The sequence below is a fragment of the Micromonospora sp. NPDC005413 genome, assembly GCF_040606435.1.
Classification (GTDB): Bacteria; Actinomycetota; Actinomycetes; order Mycobacteriales; family Micromonosporaceae; genus Micromonospora.
In genome coordinates, this window is sequence record NZ_JBEXEV010000021.1 from 26,467 (window position 1) to 47,040 (window position 20,574).

General features: G+C 72.5%; 18 protein-coding genes, 1 pseudogene and 1 riboswitch. Of the genes and pseudogenes, 6 read left to right on the forward strand and 13 right to left on the reverse strand.

The genetic code is table 11. From position 1 onward, the window contains the following. Positions 1-517: 517 nt before the first annotated feature. The 6 genes from ABZS37_RS21095 to ABZS37_RS21120 form a co-directional block, all read right to left on the reverse strand. Complete coding sequence (locus ABZS37_RS21095; RefSeq protein WP_354994203.1) at positions 518-1,000, reverse strand: phage tail protein; 483 nt, start codon at positions 998-1,000, stop codon at positions 518-520. A 1-nt stretch (position 1,001) separates the two neighbouring features. Beyond that, positions 1,002-2,240, reverse strand: coding sequence for a phage tail sheath subtilisin-like domain-containing protein (locus tag ABZS37_RS21100; protein ID WP_355171318.1), 1,239 nt, complete (start codon positions 2,238-2,240; stop codon positions 1,002-1,004). A gap of 23 nt (positions 2,241-2,263) precedes the next feature. Next, complete coding sequence (locus tag ABZS37_RS21105) at positions 2,264-2,962, reverse strand: carboxypeptidase regulatory-like domain-containing protein (protein WP_355171320.1); 699 nt, start codon at positions 2,960-2,962, stop codon at positions 2,264-2,266. Then, positions 2,959-3,567 (reverse strand): glycine zipper family protein, encoded by a 609-nt coding sequence (locus tag ABZS37_RS21110; RefSeq protein WP_355171322.1) that lies wholly within the window; start codon positions 3,565-3,567, stop codon positions 2,959-2,961. The genes ABZS37_RS21105 and ABZS37_RS21110 overlap by 4 nt, the downstream gene beginning before the upstream one ends. A gap of 11 nt (positions 3,568-3,578) precedes the next feature. Then, complete coding sequence (locus tag ABZS37_RS21115) at positions 3,579-3,923, reverse strand: hypothetical protein (protein WP_355171324.1); 345 nt, start codon at positions 3,921-3,923, stop codon at positions 3,579-3,581. Positions 3,924-4,068: 145 nt separating this feature from the next. Further along, the gene (locus ABZS37_RS21120) at positions 4,069-4,842 is read right to left on the reverse strand and encodes a DUF3153 domain-containing protein (protein ID WP_355171326.1); all 774 of its coding nucleotides are present in this window, start codon (positions 4,840-4,842) and stop codon (positions 4,069-4,071) included. A 170-nt stretch (positions 4,843-5,012) separates the two neighbouring features. Here ABZS37_RS21120 and ABZS37_RS21125 point away from each other — a divergent pair, with 170 nt between their 5' ends. After that, complete coding sequence (locus ABZS37_RS21125) at positions 5,013-5,426, forward strand: NUDIX domain-containing protein (protein ID WP_355171328.1); 414 nt, start codon at positions 5,013-5,015, stop codon at positions 5,424-5,426. Between the two features lie 7 nt (positions 5,427-5,433). Here ABZS37_RS21125 and ABZS37_RS21130 read toward each other — a convergent pair whose 3' ends face one another. Further along, positions 5,434-6,066, reverse strand: coding sequence for a phospholipase (locus tag ABZS37_RS21130; protein ID WP_355171330.1), 633 nt, complete (start codon positions 6,064-6,066; stop codon positions 5,434-5,436). Between the two features lie 243 nt (positions 6,067-6,309). Beyond that, positions 6,310-7,302, reverse strand: a complete 993-nt coding sequence (locus ABZS37_RS21135) for a LacI family DNA-binding transcriptional regulator (protein ID WP_355171332.1) — start codon at positions 7,300-7,302, stop codon at positions 6,310-6,312. A 161-nt stretch (positions 7,303-7,463) separates the two neighbouring features. Between ABZS37_RS21135 and ABZS37_RS21140 the strand changes: the two genes are divergently transcribed. Both ABZS37_RS21140 and ABZS37_RS21145 read left to right on the forward strand, forming a co-directional pair. After that, positions 7,464-8,723: an MFS transporter gene (locus ABZS37_RS21140; protein WP_355171334.1), complete on the forward strand. Its 1,260-nt coding sequence runs from the start codon at positions 7,464-7,466 to the stop codon at positions 8,721-8,723. A 79-nt stretch (positions 8,724-8,802) separates the two neighbouring features. Continuing rightward, positions 8,803-9,699: an aldo/keto reductase gene (locus ABZS37_RS21145; RefSeq protein ID WP_355171336.1), complete on the forward strand. Its 897-nt coding sequence runs from the start codon at positions 8,803-8,805 to the stop codon at positions 9,697-9,699. 92 nt (positions 9,700-9,791) lie between these two features. Here the strand turns inward: ABZS37_RS21145 and ABZS37_RS21150 are convergent, their stop codons facing one another. From ABZS37_RS21150 to ABZS37_RS21165, 4 genes are all read right to left on the reverse strand, one after another. Further along, positions 9,792-10,484, reverse strand: coding sequence for a hypothetical protein (locus tag ABZS37_RS21150; protein ID WP_355171338.1), 693 nt, complete (start codon positions 10,482-10,484; stop codon positions 9,792-9,794). A gap of 81 nt (positions 10,485-10,565) precedes the next feature. Beyond that, positions 10,566-11,063: a hypothetical protein gene (locus tag ABZS37_RS21155; protein ID WP_355171340.1), complete on the reverse strand. Its 498-nt coding sequence runs from the start codon at positions 11,061-11,063 to the stop codon at positions 10,566-10,568. 89 nt (positions 11,064-11,152) lie between these two features. Next, positions 11,153-11,872 carry a hypothetical protein gene (locus tag ABZS37_RS21160; protein ID WP_355171342.1) on the reverse strand — a complete coding sequence of 240 codons (720 nt, stop codon included), beginning with the start codon at positions 11,870-11,872 and terminating at the stop codon, positions 11,153-11,155. After that, positions 11,865-12,446, reverse strand: a complete 582-nt coding sequence (locus tag ABZS37_RS21165) for an RNA polymerase sigma factor (protein WP_355171344.1) — start codon at positions 12,444-12,446, stop codon at positions 11,865-11,867. The genes ABZS37_RS21160 and ABZS37_RS21165 overlap by 8 nt, the downstream gene beginning before the upstream one ends. Before the next feature lie 130 nt (positions 12,447-12,576). On the opposite strand from ABZS37_RS21165, the gene ABZS37_RS21170 reads away from it, so the two are divergent. Further along, complete coding sequence (locus ABZS37_RS21170) at positions 12,577-12,912, forward strand: hypothetical protein (protein ID WP_354994188.1); 336 nt, start codon at positions 12,577-12,579, stop codon at positions 12,910-12,912. A gap of 36 nt (positions 12,913-12,948) precedes the next feature. Here ABZS37_RS21170 and ABZS37_RS21175 read toward each other — a convergent pair whose 3' ends face one another. Beyond that, a complete protein-coding gene (locus tag ABZS37_RS21175) occupies positions 12,949-13,656 on the reverse strand; it encodes an MBL fold metallo-hydrolase (protein ID WP_355171346.1) in 708 nt (235 codons plus the stop codon). A gap of 351 nt (positions 13,657-14,007) precedes the next feature. Then, positions 14,008-14,137, forward strand: a riboswitch (cobalamin riboswitch). A gap of 338 nt (positions 14,138-14,475) precedes the next feature. On the opposite strand from ABZS37_RS21175, the gene cobN reads away from it, so the two are divergent. Together cobN and ABZS37_RS21185 are read left to right on the forward strand one after the other, a co-directional pair. Continuing rightward, positions 14,476-18,144 (forward strand): cobaltochelatase subunit CobN, encoded by a 3,669-nt coding sequence (gene cobN / locus ABZS37_RS21180; protein WP_355171348.1) that lies wholly within the window; start codon positions 14,476-14,478, stop codon positions 18,142-18,144. Continuing rightward, positions 18,141-20,449, forward strand: a pseudogene (locus tag ABZS37_RS21185) (VWA domain-containing protein); the annotation flags it as partial. The gene cobN and the pseudogene ABZS37_RS21185, both read left to right, overlap by 4 nt. Positions 20,450-20,574: the final 125 nt, after the last annotated feature.

Sequence of the window (20,574 nt, forward strand, 5' to 3'; positions counted from 1 at the left end):
CTCCCAGGACTTCGTCCCCGCGCCGGGCCCACCGGCAGTACCTGTGGCACCGGACCTGCCGAGGCTGTTTGCCGTATCGGAATCCTGGGACCCACTCGCACCAGAGCCACCGCGCTCGCCAGCGGCACCAGCCCCGCCCGCACCGGCAGGCGACCAGGTCGACGCCTCGGCTGGGGTGCCGTAGCCACCCGACTGATCGGCGCTGGACCGTTGGCCCGGTTCACCCGTTCCCTGCGCGGCCGGAGCCGTACCACCGGCTCCGGCCCAACCGGTCGGCCCGAATCCGACGTGCCGTTCGTCGTGGACCGCCGCGTCGCTGGTGCCGGCCCGGGGTATGTCGAGGTCCAGGTCGTGCAGCAGACCGGGCGCGTGTTCGGCGACCAGGTCCAGCCAGTGCTGCGGGGGTTCCCCGAAGCGTCGCGGGGTCGGCCTGAAGGTGTCCGAACGTTGGTGCTCGACGCGCCCGGCGAGGCGCTGCATCGTCCCGGCCGCCGAGCGCAGTCGGCCGGCCAACCAGCTACGCGGGAGTCGGCGCGGTGGCACCGCCGGACTCCAGCTCCAGGCCCTCGTAGCGCAGGGTCAACGAGGCGATGGCGATCTCGTGGCTGAGTGTGTTGAGATGTGCGCCGCGCCACCGGGTGGGCCAGGCGTCGATCAGGTTCCAGCGCAGCACCTCGGCGGTCCCGACCGAGTCCAGCAGCACGACCGAGACGTTGCGACGGTTGAGCGTGCCCTGCGCGGTGGCGTTCACCCAGTCCCACAGCTCCCGGGAGGCGGTGAGACCGAAGTGCAGCGTCACCGGCTCGTACTCGGCCTGGCCGGGCACCATCCGCATCCGGCCCAGGCCGTGCTCCCGGTACGGCTGCCCGGGGATGTTCACCTCCAGCCCGGTCATCTCGGTGAAGTGGCCGTTGGTGACGCCGTTGATGAGTAGCCGGAAGTTGTACGCCCGGTACGGGTCGACCGGGGCGCCGGGCTGTGGGGTGGCTGTGGTGGGCATGTCAGCCTCCGATCGTCTCGGTCTCGGTGCCGCCGGCCCACTGGCTCAGCTTGAACACCACGAATTCGGCGGGTTTGACGACGGCGATGCCGATGTGGGCGATCACCATGCCGGCGTCGCGCACATCAACCGGGTTGGTCTCCTCGTCGCACTTGACGAAGAACGCCTCCTCGGGGCTGCGCCCGAGCAGCGCGCCGTCGCGCCACACGCGGGTGAGGAACGCCCCGATGTCGCGCCGGATCGAGCGCCAGAGGGTGAAGTCGTTGGGCTCGAAGACCATCCAGCGGGTGCCGTTGGCGATGGCCTGTTCGATGGCGATGCTGAGCCGCCGTACGTTGAGGTAGCGCCACTCGCTGGCCTCGGCGGCGAGCGTACGGGCGCCCCAGACGCGGATGCCCTCGCCGGCGAAGTAGCGGATCACGTTGACGCCCTTGGGGTTGAGCACGTCGTGTTCCGGTCGGGTGACCAGGTAACCGAGGTCGACGGCACCGCGTACGGGTTCGTTGGCCGGTGCCTTGTGCACACCGCGCAGGGCGTCGGTGCGGGCCCAGATGCCGGCCAGGTGCCCGCTCGGCGGGGTGAGTTCCAACTCCCCGCTGATCGGGTCGCGTACCCGAAGCCACGGGTAGTAGAACGCGCCGAACTCGGACTGCCGGGGCCGGTACGCGGCCCCCTCCGCCCCGCCCGAGCCACCAGGGCTACCCGAGCCGCCACCCGTACCCTCGGCGGGCTTGGGGGGTTTGCCGGAGGACGGCGTGGCGACCCGCGTCAACGCGGAGATGTCGTCGATGTCCGGTGCCGGGTCGCAGATCGCGACCATGGTGCGGGTGCGCTCGGCCATGCTGAGCAGCGCCTCGTGTGAGACCACGTCGTGGAAACCGGGTGCGGCGATGATGGAGATCTCGTCGACGGCCTCCAGGAGTTGCAGGCCGCCGCGCCGCTGCCCGGTGCCGGTGATCGCTCCGCCCTCGCCGACGTTGACGATCCAGCAGCGTGCGCCTCCGTTGTCCAGGAAGCCGAAGACCGCCCGGGCCAGCGGGGTGCTGTCCACCCGTTCCCCGTCGGCGAAGAGCCGCAGGAACTCCGTCCAGTTGTTGACCGGCACCGCCTTGCCCAGGTGCGCGTTGCGGTTCGGGGCGACGCCGACGAAGGCGGCGATGCTGGTGCTCGCCGGCCCGATCGGTCGGGCGCCGCTGGGGACCTCCTCGACATAGATGCCGGGGGAGAAGTAGCTGGGCATCGGTCCTCCTGTGCGGGTGGGCGTCAGTGGGTCGGTGGCGCGCAGACGATGACGATGTCGTCCTCGGCGGGGTCGACGTCGGCGGTGAGCACGAGCCCGCGCCCGGTCAGGCGGAGCCGTACCGGGCTCGGATGTTCGGGGTCGTGCGGGACGCCGACGATCAGGAACCGGCCGTCGGTGTCGGTGCGGGTGGCGGACCCGGTGCCGGGAAGCTCGATCCGCATCGCGGCGAGGGGTTGGTCCTCGGTGCCGACCACGCGGCCGGTGAGGGTGCGCACCTCCAGTTGCCGCAGCCGCAGCGGTTGCAGCACCGGCGGCGCGGCGGGGGTCGGGTGGTCCACCTGCGCGGGCACGTCGATCAGCAGCGCCGGGCGCGGCGTGGCACCGAACGCCGTCCACAGCGGTGCGTCACCCGCCTCCAGGACGACCGGGTAGCTGCCGTCGCTGGTGGCGGCGGTGAGCACCCGGTCCAGCCGGGGCAACCCGGCCGGCCCGGTCACGCAGAGCAGGTAGCGGACCGTGAACCGGTACGGCTCGCGGACCGCGCCGCTGGAGCGGGTCTGCCGGGCCGGGCGCAGTTCGAGGGGCCAGAGGGTGAGCCCGGCGGCGTCGCCGTCGGTGCGGGGCGGGCCGATCGGGACAGGTTCCCCCGCCGCGCTGGTCAGCCAGGCTGCCAGCTCGGTGGTGGCCGTCTCGATCGGTCCGCGCCCGTCGGTGCTCATCGCGGCGGCGTCCCCTGGATCCGGTACGCGATGGCCTCGTTCCACACGTGTGGGTAGACGCCGATCTCGAAGTACCGGGTGAACCGGTTGATCGGGGCGTTGGTGTGGTCGTGGTAGAGCAGCCACACCGGGGCGATGGTGAACAGCACGTAGTTCGCCAGCACCAGCGGGATGTAGAGCGGGCCGAGCAGGCGACCCTGGAAGATGTGCACGTCCTCGTGCCGCTGGATGCCTGAGCTGGAGCCGGCGCAGACGGTGCCGATGGTGGTGGCGTAGCGGGGCGAGACCCCCTCCACCACGCTGACCCGGCCGCTGCCGGACGAGGTGGGCCGGTCCAGCGAGTGGCCGAAGATCAGGTGCACGGCCAGGTAGATGGCCCCGACGACCGTGTTGAGCAGGCTCCAGGTGTGGTCGACGACGAAGAGGAAGATGCCGCGGGCGTCTGATGCGTACACCCCGGCGGAGGCCACCGACCAGCCGAAGACCGCGCCGACCAGCAGGCCCACGACGGCGCCGATCAGCAACCCGATCGGGCCGCCGGCGAGGAAGCCGAACAGGGCGCCGAAGCCGACCTGGACCGCCGCGCTGATGATTCCGAAGACCATGACGTCACCCCTCAGACCCAGGAGCGGAAGACTCGGGGTTCACGACCCTGCGCGACCTGGGTCGGCGACGCCTGTGTCGCCTGCCGGTTGCCGGGCGGGAACTGGTTGACGCCGAGCGCGGCGGAGAAGATGACTAGCGCGTTGAAGAACGCGATGATCCACTTCTCGCCGCCGGCGTCGTCGGCGAACGCCGCTGTCACGTAGGACAGCAGCAGCGCGATGCCGATGGCGATCCACTTGCGAATCTTGTCGCCGCTGGGGCCGATCAGCCCGCCGATGACGTTGGTGGCCAGCAGGGTGGCGGCGCTCGCGCCGGCGAGGCTCCCCAGAGCTGCCCAGGTGAAGAGATCGTTCATGGCGATCCCCCTTTTCTGCGATGGTGCGACCGGGATGTGGTGGTGGTGAGGTTCGGTGCTCCCAAGCTGGGAGCACCGGGGCCGGTCGCCGTCGTCGCGGGCGGCCGGGGCCGGGCGCGGCCGGCTGAGCCGGCCACCAGGTGGATCAGCCGGGCCCCGGGGCGCCGGCGGGCGGGCCCGGCGAGGTCGGGCCGGGCGCAGCCGGCGTCGCGGGATGGCGGCGGCGCACCAGGAGTACGCCCACCGCGGCGAGCAGCAGCAGGAGGAGCGCTCCGCCGACGACCAGCAGCCAGGGGAACCCGCCTCCGTCGCTGGCGGCGGCCGGCGAGGCGGACGGTCGAGGTGGCGCCTCGGCGACGGCCCGCAGCTCGGTCGGCTTGTCCTGGTTGGGGTCCACCTTCCAGCTGACCGATCGACCGTTGACGGTGCCATTGCTGTCGATCACCCGGCCGGGAAATGTCACCGAGATCTCGAATGACATCAACTTGAGGAAGGCCTGCTGGTTCTGCGGATTCTGCTGCGCCACCTTTCCGCCGTATTTCGTCGGATCCAGTGGCAACGTGAAGCGGTAGAAATCGCCGTCCCGGACCAGTTTCACACTTTCGGTGTCGAAGCTCGCCAGCGGCGCCTTGCGATAACTGATCTGGGTGCCGAAGAGTTTGTCGTCCTCGTAACCGGTCTCCTCGCCCTGCGGCAGGGCGGGAATGTTCTGCCGCAGCTCCGCGAAGGCCGCCGGAACGTTCTTGTTCCGCGAGGTCAGCAGGGACTTCTGGGCCGTCAGCAGCAGTTGCCCGTCGACCGTGTCGTCGGCGTTGACGGTGAGGCCCATGTTGAGTTGCATGCAGCCGCTCAGCGCGGCGAGAAGGAGGAGACACACCGCGACGCGGAGTGCCTTACCGCGGTTGACTCTCCTGTTCATGGGCTCAGTGTGTGTGATCGATTTCACCATGGGCAGTCAGCGATCGGTCACAACGCAGTCGCCGATTTTACCGGCACGCTGTCGCATTTTATTTAGTCCGATGGTGGCCCAATTGACTACTCTGGAGTTTTGGGGCAACGACGGTTCCTCGTCGGTCGTAGGCTGACCGGATGATGATGATCGCGTGCGTGCTGCTGGTGGATCCCGATGGCCAACTGCTGCTGCAACTACGCGATGGCAACGCCCGCTACCACCCCAACGTCTGGGGGCTGCCCGGCGGCCACGGCGAGCCGGGGGAGACGCCGGAGCAGACCGCCGAGCGCGAGCTGTGGGAGGAGACCGGCCTGCGCGCCGAAGGGCCGCTGCGCCCGATCGCCGTGCAGACGCTGCCCGAGCTGGGCCGGGTGAAGCACTACTTCCTCGGCAGCACCCGGGCCCGGCAGGAGGACGTGGTGCTCGGTGAGGGCGCGGCGATGGTCTTCGTGCCCGGCGACGAGGTGCTCAACGGTCGACCCTGGACTCCGGGCACCGTCGAGGTGCTGACCCGGTTCCTCGCCTCACCCGAGTCCGCCATCGCAGGCTGAACTGCCGTCAGGGCCCTCCGCCGTCCGGGCCGGTGATGACCAATGGATCATCGGTGGTGAGCCAGGCGGTGGCGGAATCGCGGATCGGGGTGGGGATCTCGTGGCCGCCGTGGAACTCTTCGTAGGTGACGTCGTAGCCGAGTCCGTGCAGGTGTGGGACGAGCCGACGGCTGCACACGTCGATCGGCAGCACCCGGTCGTCGACTCCGTGCGAGATGAAGATCCGTGGATGGCCGTGGGTGACCGGTGGCGCGGCGAAACCAGGGGAGAAGGCCAGCACCGCGTCGATCAGGTCTCCGTTGGCCAAGCCCAGCGACAGCGCGTACGAGGCGCCGTCGGAGAAACCGCCGAGCGTCACGTCGCGCACCGGGTAGCCGTCGAAGACGGTCGCCAGCAACCCGTCGATACGCCCCACGTCCGCCCCGAATCCGCCGGCGATCAGGTCCCAACTGGCCGCCGACGACTGCGGGGCGACCAGCAGCAGGTGGTGCGCGTCCGCGACGGGCAGCAGCAGGTCCAACCCTTGCCGCGCCGAGCCGCCCGCACCGTGCAGGAGCAGCACCAACCGGTACGCCGAACCGTCGATCGCCGGCTCCGGGGCGTACGCGGTCGCCACTTCGCCGCCGTCGGGGCCGGTCATCGGCACGAGCCCGGTAGGCCCCGGCGCCACCGGCGGGTGAGGGCGAATGGTCAACCGGCCGTGCCGCGGATTCCGGTGCGGCGACGCGGAGTCGGACACGGGTCACCACTCCTCGCGATCGACGGATCGTCCGACGCGGTTACCCGGCTCGTGACGAGTTAACCGGCGGCAGACCCACGCGCCGGCCCGGGCCAGCAGGTCGGCGCTGGCGTGGGCCGCCAGGAAGGGCGACGGGCAGTCGATTCAGGCGCTGGCCCGGGCCACCAGGTCGGACGGGAAGAGAGTCACCCGAGCGGCCGGACGTCCGTCCAGCAAGGCGGTCGCCGCGGCGACCGCGATCTGCCCCACCGGGTGGCTCGCCGTGGTCAGCGCCGGTGCGGTCATCGCGGCCAGCGGGATGTCGTCGAAGCCGGCCACCGCGACGTCGCCCGGCACCCGCACGCCGGCGTCACGCAGCCCGGCGATCACCCCGAGCGCGGTGTCGTCGCTGATCCCGTAGATCGCGTCGACATCCGGCCAGCGGCGCAGCGCCTCGTCGGCCGCCGACCGGCCGCGCGCCGCCGTGAAGTCCCCGAGCAGCACCCGCTCCGGCAGGCCCGCCTGGCGCATGAGTCGGCGGTACGTCTCCACGGGGCGTTGCGCGCAGGGCAGCCACTGAGGGCCGGTCACCATGGCGATCCGGCGGCGACCCGTGGCGTACAGGTGACGCAGCACCGCGTCGGAGCCGGCGGCGTTGTCGACGTCGAACGACGGCACGGTCGCCGAGCCGATGCCGATCGAGGCCACCCGGCCGTGTAGCGACCGTGGCACCGCGTCGAGCAGATCCTCGGTGGTGTTGATCAGAATCACCCCGCAGACGGTGCGATCCCCGGCGAGCTGGTCGAGGCCGCGCGGCTCGCCGAGCGGCAGCCAGTGCAGCGCCACCCCGACGCCGGCGGGCGTGCACACCCGGGCGGCCGAGCCGACCACCCGGTGGACGTACGGGTCGTCCAGCACCGCCGCACTGGTCCCCAGAGCGGCCACGACCAGTCGTACGCCGCCGCCGCCGCGGACCAGCGCCCGGGCGGCCGTGTTGGGTACGTAGCCGAGCTGGTCGACGGCTGCCGTGACCTGTTCCCGGGCTGTCGGCGAGGCGAACCCCGTGCCGGCGATCACCCGCGACGCGGTGGACCGGGACACCCCGGCGACCCGCGCGACGTCCTCGAGAGTGGCCGGTCGGTGTGCCGCTGCTGTCATCGTTGCCTCCTGCGGCGGCCCATCTGGTCGGACAAACGCCAGTTCACATCATGCCCCGGCCAAGCTCACCAGCGGTAAGGGGTGATTGCCGGTTGTGGTGGTAGCGCTCTCAGGTGTGCGATCGTCCCAGGAGATCACCCCGAGGAAGAGGACCTGACCCCGTGAGCGCCCCCACCAGCCCATCTGTTGTCCCGGCCACCGCGCCTCCGCCGTCGCGGGCTGTGCGGCTCGCTCGCAACGGCGTCGCTGTCACCTTCACCCTCAACGGGCTGGCCGTCGGCAGCTGGTTCTCCCGGGTGCCGGCGGTCCGCGAGGCGTTGGACCTGTCCGCCGGCCGGCTCGGGCTGCTGCTGCTGGCGATGAGCGTCGGCGCGTTGCTCGCCATGCCGACCTCCGGCCTGCTCGCCCAGCGGCTCGGCGCGGCCCGCACCGTGACCCTGGCCGCCGTGCTGGTCGCGGTCGGCGTGACCGTGGCGGGGCTGGGCGCCACGGTGGCCGGGTCGTTCGCCGTCGTCGCCGTGGGGTTGGTGGCCTTCGGCTACGGCTCCGGCGCCTGCGATGTGGCGATGAACGTGGAGGCCGCTGCGGTGGAGCGGCGGTTGGGGCGCACGATCATGCCCCGCTTCCACGCGGCGTGGAGCCTGGGCTCGGTGGCCGGCGCCGGCCTCGGCGCCGGGGCGGCCCGGTTCGACGTGCCGGTCGGCGCGCACCTCGCCGGCGTGGCGGTGGTCGTGTTGAGCGGCACCGTGCTCGCCGCTCGAATGTTCCTGCCCCTGCCGGGAGGCGACCCCAACGGCGATCCGGTGGACTCCACCCCGGCAGCCCGTCGTCGGGCACAGCTCGCCGCCTGGCGGGAGCCGCGCACCCTGCTGATCGGGCTGTTCGTGCTGGTGGCCGCCTTCACCGAGGGTGCCGCCAACGACTGGCTGGCCGTGGCGTTCGTCGACGGTCGGGACCTGAGTGAGGCCGCCGGCGCGGCGGTGTTCGGTGTCTTCGTCGTGGGCATGACCGTCGGGCGTACCGCGGGCACGGTTGCGCTCGACCGGTGGGGCCGGGTGCCGGTGCTCATCGGCACCATCGGGCTCGCCGTGGTCGGCGCCACCCTGGCCGTGCTGGCCGGCTCCGGGCCGGTGGCCATCGTCGGCGTCGCGTTGTGGGGTCTCGGCGCGTCGCTGGGTTTCCCGGTCGGGATGAGCGCGGCAGCCGACGAGGAGGCCCACGCGCCCGTGCGGGTGAGCGTCGTCGCGGTGATCGGCTACACCGCGTTCCTGGGTGGGCCGCCGTTGCTGGGGCTGCTCGGCGACGATTTCGGCATCCTGCGCGCGCTGTTGGTGGTGCCGCTGCTGCTGGTGCCGACCCTGCTGCTGGTGCCGGTGCTGCGCCCGCGACACAGCGCCGACCAGGCTCCTTCAGCACAGTAAAACTAACCCGGACCGTGGCCGGGCGGTATCGGGTGCGCGGCCGACTGTGCCGCGTACCCGCGCTGGCTAGGGTCGCCGAATGCCAACCGACGAGATCACCGCCGCCGCGGCGGGCACCTGGACCCTGGGCGACCGCCCCGTGCACCGGATGGGCTTCGGCTCCATGCGGATCACCGCGAACCCCGACCGCGACCGGGCCGTCGCCCTGCTGCGCCGCGCCGTGGAACTGGGCGTCAACCACATCGACACGGCCGCGTTCTACGTCTCGCCCGGCGGAACCCTGCGGGTCGGGACCGGCCCGGCCCGCTACGCCACCGAGCTGATCCGCGCGGCGCTCGCCCCGTACCGGGAGGATCTGGTGATCGTCACCAAGGTCGGCTTCGGGTACGACCCGGAGGCGGGCTTCACCGAGGCGCTCACCCCGGCGCAGTTGCGTGCTCAGGTGGAGGAGAACCTGCGTCGGCTCGGCCGCGACCACCTCGAGGTGGTGAACCTGCGCCTCGGTCGGGGACCGGGCACGGTGCCGCTGGTCGACCGGTTCGGCGCCCTCGCCGAGCTGCGTGCCGCCGGGCTGATCCGGCACCTCGGGCTCTCCAACGTCCGTCCCGAGCAGTTGGACGAGGTGGCGGGCATCGCGCCGGTGGTCTGCGTGCAGAACAACTACGGGGTGGACGCCTACCGGGAGCAGGACGACTTCGTCCGGTTCTGCGGCGAGCGGGGCATCGCCTACGTGCCGTTCTTCGCGCTGGCCGGCCGGGGCCGGGAGGCGGGCGCGAGCGCCGCGCAGGGCGAGGCCGTCGAGGCGGTCGCCCGCGCCCACGGCGTCACTGCGCATCAGGTACGCCTGGCCTGGACGCTGCACCAGGGCCCACACGTGCTGGCCATCCCCGGCACCGGAGACCCGGAACACCTGGCGCAGAACATAGCGGCCGGAGCCCTACACCTGACCCCCGAAGACCTAACCACCCTCACCTAACCCCACCCCGCCCCCCTGCCCCCGCCCCCGTGCCTCGTTGATCATGAAGTTAGCGGCGCGACACGCCGGTATCGACGTCGCTAACTTCATGATCAACGGGACGGGGTGGGGTGGGGTTGGTCGTGGAGCCAGACTCGGAGGGGGCCGGTGGGGGTGAAGCCGGCTTCCAGGGCTGGGGTCAGGTCGGGGGTGGATTCGTAGCCGACCAGGGTTGTTCTGGGCAGGGTGGCGCAGACGCCGTGCCAGATGGACCTTGGGTTGTTGGTGTGGGTGAACAGGTTGGAGACGCCGTACACGTCGCTGCCGCCGCTGAGCACCGCGCCGCCGGTGAGCCCGCCCTGGTCGTTGTGGCGGGCGAGTACCCGTACCCGTGGGTCGGTCAGGAGGGCTGGGCGGAACAGCTCCCCGCCGCCGTGTGCCGCCGCCCAGACCGCCAGATCTTCGGGCGTGGTGACCGGGATGAGCGGCGCTTCGAGCGGTGGGTCCGTCGGTGCGCGGTGGATCCACTGCGCGTCGAAGAGCACCCGGAAGCCGTACCCGGACAGGTCGAGGTCGGCGAAGCTGTCCTTCACCGACGCACCGGATCCCGCGTCGATCCGGGCCAGCAGGGCTTCGGCATCGACACCGGGCCGCAGGGTGACCGCGTCCGGGTACCACGGTGGGGAGCGGCGGGGGACCGACCAGGCCTCGGCGTCGGTACGACCTGCCAACCCGTGGCTGCCGCAGACGATGTCGCACCATTCGGCGTTGTTACGGGCCGCCGCCGTCCGCAGGTCCTCAGGCACGTCAGGCAGCCTATGCGGCCCACCGACCGGCCCGAGCACAACTGTCGCTTCGACAGCTCCCGACGAACGGCAGTGGGCAGCTCATGGGGCGTAGACCAGGTCCATCGTGTCGGTGTGCCCGGACCAGCGGAGGTCGAGGTGCCAGCAACCGTCCTGTGGCATGTCGATGATCGATGGGCCCGGGCCGCCGGCGACCTCCCGGGTCACCCGGGTGTCGGTGCCGTCCAGCGTCGCGGTGATCACCAAGGTGGCCGGTGACGTCGGGTCGGGCGAGGTCGTGGCAGCGCGGGCGACCCACAGGATCTTGTTGTTCGACCCGTCCTTCCTGTGCAGCCGCAGCGGATGAGCGAACAGCACCGCAACGATGTCGCCCTTCGCCCCGAAGACGTGCGGGGCCCGCGCGTCCCCACTGAATCCGGCGTCCGCCCAGTCGGGCAGAGAGCCGGTCTCGACCCGCGTACCGCAGCCTGTCGCGGCGCTCGCCGTGGTGGCATTGGCGGTAGCGCCAGCCGGCGCGGCCGACCCGCCGCTGGTCGTGGTCGTGCACCCCGCCAGCAGGACCACCGATGATGCCAGCATCAACCTGCCCCATGAACCCATCTCGCCCCTTCCGGTACGCGTCGACGACTCGTCGCATCTTCACGACACCGGCCGGGCCCGCCAGGTTCCTAGCGCAACGAGCTGGCGACCTCGATCGCCTCAGCCTCGGTGAGAGCGCCCTCAAGCCGGTAGCTCACGTCGGCTTCCTGCCAGATCAGGGTCGAGGCGGCCAGTCGGGCGGTCTCCCTGCGGACCTCGCCCGCACGGTCCACGTACGACAGCACGTGTGGACTGTCGACCCAGATTGCGAAGTCGCCGTTGACCTGGACCCAGGCCACACCCGGCGGACTGGCCTCCTTGTGGAAGGCCAGATCGAGCCGACCGTCGAACGCGTCGATGCGCAGCGCACCCCCGTCGTAGAGCAGCGTCGCCACCCGGCAGTTGCCCGTGGCGTCGGGGTCGGCGACCAGCACCCGCTCGGGCGGGCCCAGCTTCGCCGGTAGGCGGATCGGGAACCGCACCGCCCGTTGTGCCTCGTCCAGCGCGGTGGCGCGCTGCGCGGGCAACGGCGACGGAGTGCCGCTGGGCAGTGCCGGTGCGGACGAGGTGGCAATGCTGACTCCGGCGAAGCGCAGCAGCCCAGCAACAGCGTCGGCGACGGCGGCACGCGTCGGCGGTAACACCGCCACGAGCAGGGCGACGAGCGCCATCGCGGCGAGCGAGCGCCACCGGCGGCGCCGGGGGGCGGGCCTGCTGAGCTGTACGCGGACGCGGGCGGTCACGTCGGGCGGATCGGGTGTCTCCAGCCAGGCGGAGAGGTCGCGCAACTCCCGTTCGAGGTCACCCATGCCGGACCTCCTCGCGGTCGAGCATGCCGCGGAGCTTCGCCAGTGCCCGGGATGTCCTCGACTTCACCGTGCCCCGGGGCCAGCCCAGTGCCGCCACCGTCTCCTCCTCGGTGAGATCGAGGAAGAATCGGCAGACGATCACCTCGCGGTCCCGCACCGGCAGTTGACGCAGGGCCTCCACCAGCGCGGCGCGCCGCTCCCCGGCGAGGACCGCGTCGACCGCTCCGTCCTCGGCGATCTCCGCCGTTGGATCCGCCGCCGCGGCCCGCAGGACGAGCCCGTCCCGCCGGCCGCGGGACCGGTGCAGGTTGCGGGTCTCGTTGGCGACGATCGCGAGCAGCCAGGATCGGAAGGACGACTCGCCCCGATAACGGGACAACTTGCGGTACGCCTTCACAAACGCCTCCTGGATGACGTCCTCGCAGTCCGAGCCCGCGCCGAGCAGCACCGCCGTCCGGTGCGCGGACGCGGTGTGCCGGGCGACCAGGAGGTCGTACGCCTCCAGGTCACCTGCCCGGGCGCGGGTGACGAGCGCGTCGTCGTCCAGGGGAGCCTCCGTTCGGATCACACTCATGACACCGCCCACGCGCCACGGGTTCCACCCGTGGTTCTTTCGGACCGGGTCAGCTCCCTCCCATCCGACGTGCAGGGTATTGCCAGGATTCGGTGCTGCACTGGAGGGGCGTCGAGGAGAGGGGCTGGGCATGAGCTGGTTCAATCGCCGGTCGCGGGGTGCCGAGGCGACCCCGACGAAGCTGGACCGGGAGGCGACCCGCGACGACCTCGCGGCGCTGGAGGAATTCGTCGCCACTCGGCAGGGAGTGGAGTTCTACCTGGAGCCGGAGACCACCGCGACGGACACCACCGTGATGGCGATCGCCCACGACGGCGAGTGGATCCGCCGCCGTACCGGCACGCCGCGCGCCGCCGGCACCATCGCCCGCAAGCACGCGGTGCCGCTGTACGAGGCGGCGCGCACCGGCTACCCGGAACGGATGCGGGTGTGGAATCGCGCCCACCCGGAACGCCACGCCCGCTGAACGCTGCGCCCGTTGGGTGCCGCACCGCCCTTGCGCTCAGGCGTCGTCGACGGCTGAGTGGGCCTGCTCCAGCGTCATCGGCTCGGCGTGGCTGGAGACGTACCAGCCGTACTCGTCATCGAGCAGTCGCCGGACCAGCGCCAGGTCGAGGCCGTCCTCGGGTCGGCGCAGGTGTGCCGGCGGCGGGTAGAAGCAGTCACCCAGCAGCATGACCCCTGAGTCGGGCACCAGCACCACGGTCGAGTCCGGTGCGTGCCCGCCGCCGACGTGGCGCAGCCGCACCCCGACCGGCACCTCGTCCGCGTCGGTGAACGTCCGGGTGGGCGGCAGAATGGCGAAGTCGTCCCACGAGTCCATGGCGAGTGCCCGGGCGCGAAAGCTCGGGCCGAGGCGCGGGTCGGCGCGTACCTGCTCGCGCAGGTAACGGTGACTCCACGGCCGAGCGGCCTCGGCGCGTAGCAGCGGCACGGCCGCCTCGTGCCCGATGATCTCCACCTCGGGCCAGGCGCAGGCGCCCCAGACGTGGTCCCAGTGATGGTGGGTGTAGACCAGCCAGCGCGGCTCCGGCAGCCCGGCGTCGGCGAGCGCGGCCCGGATCTCGGCGGCGTGCGCGGGGCTCTGCCCGGCGTCGATCATCACACTGCCGCGCTCGTCGGCGACCACCGCGACGCCGGCCTGGACCGCGTCCGGATCCGGATCGCCTGGGCAGAGCCAGACCTGGCCGGCGAGGTGACGGAACTGCATGGCGACGATGGTGATCGACCCCCGAGATTGATGGCCGACGCTGGTCCGGCGATCACCGATCCTAGGTGCCGGGGCCGGGAGCCACTGTCCCGCCGGGTGATCGGGGCAGGCCAGGGCATGCGTGCGGGCGCTTCGTTCTGCTTACGCGGGTGCACCGAATAGACGTCGGCACTGTTGCGTCGGGTGAAGCAGAGCAAAGGATCGGCCGCATTGACCCAGGGCATTGCGATCCTGGTTTTCACCCGCGAGCCAATCGTCAAACCTCGATGAATTGCACCCACCCGACGGTGTCGGGGTCGGCGTTGACCGGCGGCGCGGCGGTGTGGCAGCATTCGCGGCCTGACGGCAGTGAAGGAAGTCGGTGTGAATCCGACGCGGTCCCGCCACTGTCACCGGGGAGCGATCCCCCCTCGTGAGTCACGGCCGTGTGTCTGCGGTTGGAAGGCCGGGGGAGAGCGTCGATCCGGAAGCCAGGATACTTCGGCCGTCGGGACGTACCCCAGGGCGTGGACACCCGAGGAGGACCCGATGACGCACGGCGTCTCATTCATCGACGAGCATCGTCATGAACCGCACGGTGGGCGCTTCGCCGTGCCCGCGACCGGCGGCACCCGCATGCTCCGAACCGGCCGCGTCGGTGTGCTCCGAGCCGGCCGAGTCGGCCACCGATACCGCTGAGCTGACCGCCCGGCGCTGACCGTCCCCGACGCCCGCGTCGGTGAGTCGTCCGCCCGGCCGTCGTACCGGCTGACGCCGCGCCCACTCGCATCGTCCCGGTCACCCCCGTGGTGACCAGGGCGTCATCTCTCGGAGCCTGCCGTGCGCATCCTGCTGCTCTCCACCGCCGACACCGACCTGCTGGCCGCCCGCGCCAGCGACGCCGACTACCGGCTGGCCAACCCCGCGCGGGTCCCCGCCGACGAGGTCCCCGCCCTGCTCGACGGGGTCGACCTCGTCGTCGTACGCCTGCTCGGGGGTCGTCAGGCGTGGCCGGACGGCCTCGCGGTGGTGCTCGCCACCGGCGTGCCGACGGTCGTGCTCGGCGGCGAGGCGCTACCCGACGCCGAGCTGATGGCCATCTCCACCGTGCCGTCCGGGGTCGTCACCCAGGCGCTGGCGTATCTGGTCGAGGGCGGGCCCGACAACCTCGGGCAGCTGGCCCGGTTCCTCTCCGACACGGTGCTGCTCACCGGCGAGGGCTTCGCCCCACCCGCACCCACCCCGGCGTACGGCGTGCACGGCGAGCACCCGGCCGAACCGGGCCGGCCCACTGTGGGGATCGTCTTCTACCGGGCGCACGCGCTGGCCGGCAACACCGGTTTCGTCGACGTGCTGGCCGAGGCGGTGCGGGCGGCCGGCGGCAACCCGCTGCCCATCTTCTGCGGCTCGCTGCGGGGGCTGACCGGGGGCGCAGGTCCGCTCGGGCTCTTCGCCCGCTGCGACGCGCTGCTGGTCACTGTGCTCGCGGCTGGCGGCGCGGTCGCCGCGGACGCCTCCGGAGGCGGTGACTCCGACGCCTGGGACGTCGGAGCGCTGGCCGCCCTGGACGTGCCGATCATCCAGGCGCTCTGCCTGACCAGCACCCGTGCGCAGTGGGCCCGCAGTGACGCCGGACTGTCCCCGTTGGACGCGGCGATGCAGGTGGCCATCCCCGAATTCGACGGCCGGATCGTCACCGTGCCGTTCTCGTTCAAGCAGATCGACGCGGACGGGCTCTCGGTCTACGCCGCCGACGAGGAGCGGGCCGCGCGGGTCGCCGGGATCGCGGTGCGCCACGCCCGGCTGCGGTACGTACCCAACGCCGACAAGCGGATCGCCGTGGTGCTCAGCTCGTACCCCACCAAGCACTCCCGGGTCGGCAACGCCGTCGGGCTGGACACCCCGGTCTCGGCGGTCCGGCTGTTCGCCGCGCTCGCCGACGCCGGCTACCACCTGGGCGACGCGCCGCTGCCCGACGACGGTGACGCGCTGATCCACGCGCTGATCGCCGCTGGCGGTCACGACGTGGAGTGGCTCACCCCGGAGCAGTTGGCCGCGGCCGAGGCCCGGGTGCCCGGGCAGACGTACCGGCGCTGGTTCGACCAGGTCCCGGCAGAGCTGCGCGAGCGGATGCGGGAGCACTGGGGTGAGCCGCCGGGCGAGCTCTACACCGAGGGCGGGGACATCGCGCTCGCCGGGCTTCGCTTCGGCAACGTGGTGCTGCTGATCCAGCCGCCGCGCGGCTTCGGGGAGAACCCGATCGCCATCTACCACGACCCGGACCTGCCGCCCAGCCACCACTACCTGGCCGCGTACCGCTGGTTGGCAGCACCGGTCGCCGACGGCGGCTTCGGCGCGGACGCCGTGGTGCACCTGGGCAAGCACGGCACCCTGGAGTGGTTGCCCGGCAAGGGCCTCGGCCTCGCCGCCGACTGCGCACCCGACGCGGTCCTCGGCGACCTGCCGCTGGTCTACCCGTTCATCGTCAACGACCCCGGCGAGGGCACCCAGGCCAAGCGGCGGGCGCACGCCGTGGTGATCGACCACCTCGTGCCGCCGATGGCCCGCGCCGAAACCTACGGCGACCTGGCCAAACTGGAGCAACTGCTCGACGAGTACGCCACCGTGCAGGCCCTCGACCCTGCCAAGGTGCCGACCGTGCGGGCCCAGATCTGGGATCTGGTACGCGCCGCCGAGCTGCACCACGACCTGCACGCCGAGGCGATGCCCGACGCGGACGACTTCGACGACTTCGTGCTGCACCTCGACGGGTACCTCTGCGAGGTCAAGGACGTGCAGATCCGCGACGGGCTGCACATCCTCGCCGACGCGCCCACCGGGGAGCCACGGGTCAACCTGGTCCTCGCGGTGCTGCGCGCCCCGCAGATCTGGGGTGGTGCCCGGGCCCTGCCCGGCCTGCGGCAGGCCCTCGCCGTCGTTTACGGGCTCGACGAGCAGGCGCTGCTCGCGTCACCGGGCCAGCGACTGGCGCTGCCAACGGCGCTGACCGATGTGGTGGACGGGCCGGCCAGCACCGCCGCCGACGCCATCGACCTGATCGAGGCCCTCGCCCGGCGGTTGGTCATCGGCATGGAGACGCTCGACTGGGACGCCGAGACCGTCGACGCCGTGGTCGAAGAGGTCACCGGCCAGCCGATCCCGGACGTCGCCGCAGTGCTGCGTTTCGCCGCCACCGAGCTGGTGCCCCGGCTGGACCGGACCACCGACGAGCTGAGGAACACCCTCGGCGCGCTCGACGGGCGGTTCGTGCCGCCCGGCCCGTCCGGCTCACCCACCCGGGGCCTGGTCAACGTCCTGCCCACCGGCCGCAACTTCTACTCCGTCGACCCCAAGGCCATTCCCAGCCGCAACGCCTGGGACGTCGGGGTCGCCCTCGCCGACTCGCTGCTGGCCCGGCACCTCGCCGACACCGGGGCGTACCCCCGCTCGGTGGGTTTGACCGTGTGGGGCACCAGCGCCATGCGGACCCAGGGCGACGACATCGCCGAGGTGCTCGCGCTGCTGGGCTGCCGCCCGGTCTGGGACGACCGGTCGCGGCGCGTCACCGGCATCGAGGTGGTGCCCACCGCCGAACTGGGCAGGCCCCGCGTCGACGTCACCGTGCGCATCTCCGGCTTCTTCCGCGACGCGTTCCCGCACGTCGTGGCGCTGCTCGACGACGCAGTCCGGCGGGTCGCCGCCCTGGACGAGCCGGACGAGGAGAACTACCTGCGAGCGCACGTCGCCGCCGACCTCGCCGAGCACGGCGACGAGCGGCGGGCCACCGCCCGGATCTTCGGCTCCAAGCCCGGGGCGTACGGCGCGGGCCTGCTGCCCCTCATCGACGCCCGGACGTGGCGCAGCGACGCCGACCTGGCCGAGGTGTACGCGGTGTGGGGCGGCTACGCCTACGGCCGGGGCCTGGACGGGCGGGAGGCGCGCGCCGACATGGAACGCTCCTTCGCCCGGATCGCGGTGGCGGTGAAGAACCAGGACACCCGCGAGCACGACATCGTCGACTCCGACGACTACTTCCAGTACCACGGTGGGATGGTGGCGATGGTCCGTCACCTCACCGGCACGTCACCGCAGGCGTACGTGGGTGACTCGGCGATGCCGCACGACGTGCGTACCCGCACGCTGGGCGAGGAGACCCGGCGGGTGTTCCGGGCCCGGGTGGTCAACCCGAAGTGGATCGCCGCGATGCGCCGGCACGGCTACAAGGGCGCGTTCGAGCTGGCCGCCACCGTGGACTACCTGTTCGGCTACGACGCCACCGCCGGCGTGGTCGACGACTGGATGTACGAGCACCTGGCCGCCGCGTACCTCTTCGACGAGACCACCCGGGAGTTCCTGGAGCAGTCCAACCCGTGGGCGCTGCGCGGCATCACCGAGCGGCTGTTGGAGGCCGCCGACCGGGGGTTGTGGGCCAAACCCGAGCCCGCCACCCTCGACCGGCTCCGTGACACGTACCTGGCCAGCGAGGGCGACCTGGAGGACCGGGCATGAGCGCGAGGAGTGAGCCGGGTTTGCGAGCCCCGCAGTCGCGAATGAAGGAGGCACAGTGACCACGTACCCGTTCAGTGCTGTGCTCGGCATGGCCGACATGCGGCTGGCGCTGCTGCTCAACGCGGTGTCCCCGGCGATCGGCGGGGTGCTGGTCCGCGGGGAGAAGGGCACCGCCAAGTCGACGGCCGTACGGGCCCTAGCCGCGCTGCTGCCCCCCGTACCCCGGGTCGCCGGTTGTCGCTTCGGCTGTGACCCGGCCGAGCCGGACCCGGCCTGCCCGGACGGACCGCATCCGGCCGACCCCGCTGCGGAGACCCGCCCGGCGCGGCTGGTGGAGCTGCCGGTCGGTGCCGCCGAGGACCGCGTGGTCGGCTCACTGGACCTGGAGAAGGCCCTCGGCGAGGGCGTACGCGCCTTCGAACCGGGCCTGCTCGCTGCCGCGCACCGGGGCGTGCTCTACGTCGACGAGGTCAACCTCCTGCACGACCACCTCGTCGACCTGCTGCTCGACGCGGCGGCGATGGGTCGCAGCCACGTCGAGCGGGAGGGCGTCTCGGTCAGTCACGCCGCCCGGTTCCTGCTGGTCGGCACGATGAACCCGGAGGAGGGGGAGCTGCGCCCGCAGTTGCTCGACCGGTTCGGGCTCACCGTGGAGGTGGGCGCCAGCCGCGACCCGGCGGTCCGGGTCGAGGTGGTTCGCCGCCGGCTCGCCGCCGATGCCGACCCGGCCGGGTTCGCCGCCCGCTGGGCCGACGCCGATGCACAGATCGCCGGCCAGGTGGCCGCCGCACGCCACCGGCTTCCCGGGGTACGACTCCCGGACGCCGCGCTGCGGCAGATCGCCGAGGTGTGCGCCGCGTTCGACGTGGACGGGATGCGTGCCGACATCGTCACCGCTCGTACCGCCCTCGCCCACGCCGCCTGGCACGGCCGGGACCGGGTCACCATCGAGGACGTCCGGGTCGCCGCCCGGCTCGCCCTGCCGCACCGCCGTCGCCGCGACCCCTTCGACACCCCGGGGCTGGACGAGAAGCGCCTCGACGAGGCGTTGCAGCGCGCCCAGGACGCGCACCCCGACGACCCGGACGACGACCGCGGCCCCGATGACGGCAGCGGTCCCAACGGCAGCGGCGGTCCCGACGGAGGTGGCCCCGGCGGCCGTGGCCCGGCTGGCGGCGGCCCGGCTGGCGGCGGCCCGGCTGGCGGCGGCCCGGCTGGCGGCGGCCCGGACGGCGGCGGCCCGGCTGGCGGCGGCCCGGACGGCGGCGGCCCGGCTGGCGGTGGTGGCCGGGACGGCGGGAGCGGCGGCGACGGTGTCGACCAGGGTGCACCCGGTTCGGCCTGGCACTCGACGGCCCGTGACGACGCCGGCCCCGACGGGCGCACCGAGGGGCCGAGCGGTCCTGACGACGGCGGGTGGTCGCAGGGCCCGTCGGACAACCGAAGCGGCGACCGGCAGAACGAGGGTGCGCACGGCGGTCGGGAAGCGACGACCGGTGACGACGACCTTCCCCGTGGGCGGGGCAGCGGCGGGGAGGGGCAGCCGGTGGCCGTACCCCGAGGTGGGTTGACGGCGCGGGTGCTCACCGCGCCCGGTGTGGGTGACGGGGTGCCTGGCCGGCGTTCGCGTGCCCGCACCGGGCGGGGCCGCACCACCGGGGCCCGGGTGCCGACGGGCCGGGTCGGGGCGCTGCACCTGCCGGCGACGGTTCGTGCCGCCGCGCCGCACCAGTCCTCTCGGGGGCGGCTGACCGGCCCTCTGCGGCTGCGTCCGGACGACGTGCGCGAGGCGGTCCGGGAGGGGCGCGAGGGCAACCTGGTGCTGTTCGTGGTGGACGCGAGCGGCTCGATGGGTGCCCGGCAGCGGATGAGCGCCGTGAAGGACGCGGTGCTCGCCCTGCTCACCGATGCGTACCAGCGGCGGGACAAGGTCGCGGTGATCGCCTTCCGGGGTGCCGGCGCGCGAACGTTGCTGCCGGCCACCTCCTCGGTGCTGGCCGCCTCGACCCGGCTGGCCGAGTTGCCCACCGGCGGGCGTACGCCGCTGGCCGAGGGGCTGCTCGCCGCCGCCGACCTGCTGCGTGTGGAGCGCCTGCGCGACCCAAGGCGGCGACCCCTGGTCCTCATCGTCACCGACGGCCGGGCCACGGCGGGCAATCGCCCGCTGGATCGGGCGGCGGGAGCGGCGGCAGTGCTGGCCGCAACGGGCGCCGCCTGCGTGGTGATCGACTGCGAATCTGGTCCCGTCCGCCTGAACCTGGCCAACCGTCTGGCACGTCAACTGCGCGCCCCCTACCACCGACTCGACAACGTCGCCGCCAACCCCTTGCTGCACTCCCAACCACCAGTCCGCGGAGATCTTGGAAGGAAACGGCCCTTCCAGGGGCAGCTTCCTTCCAAGATCTCGACCGGCCCTTCCAGCAAGCCGAG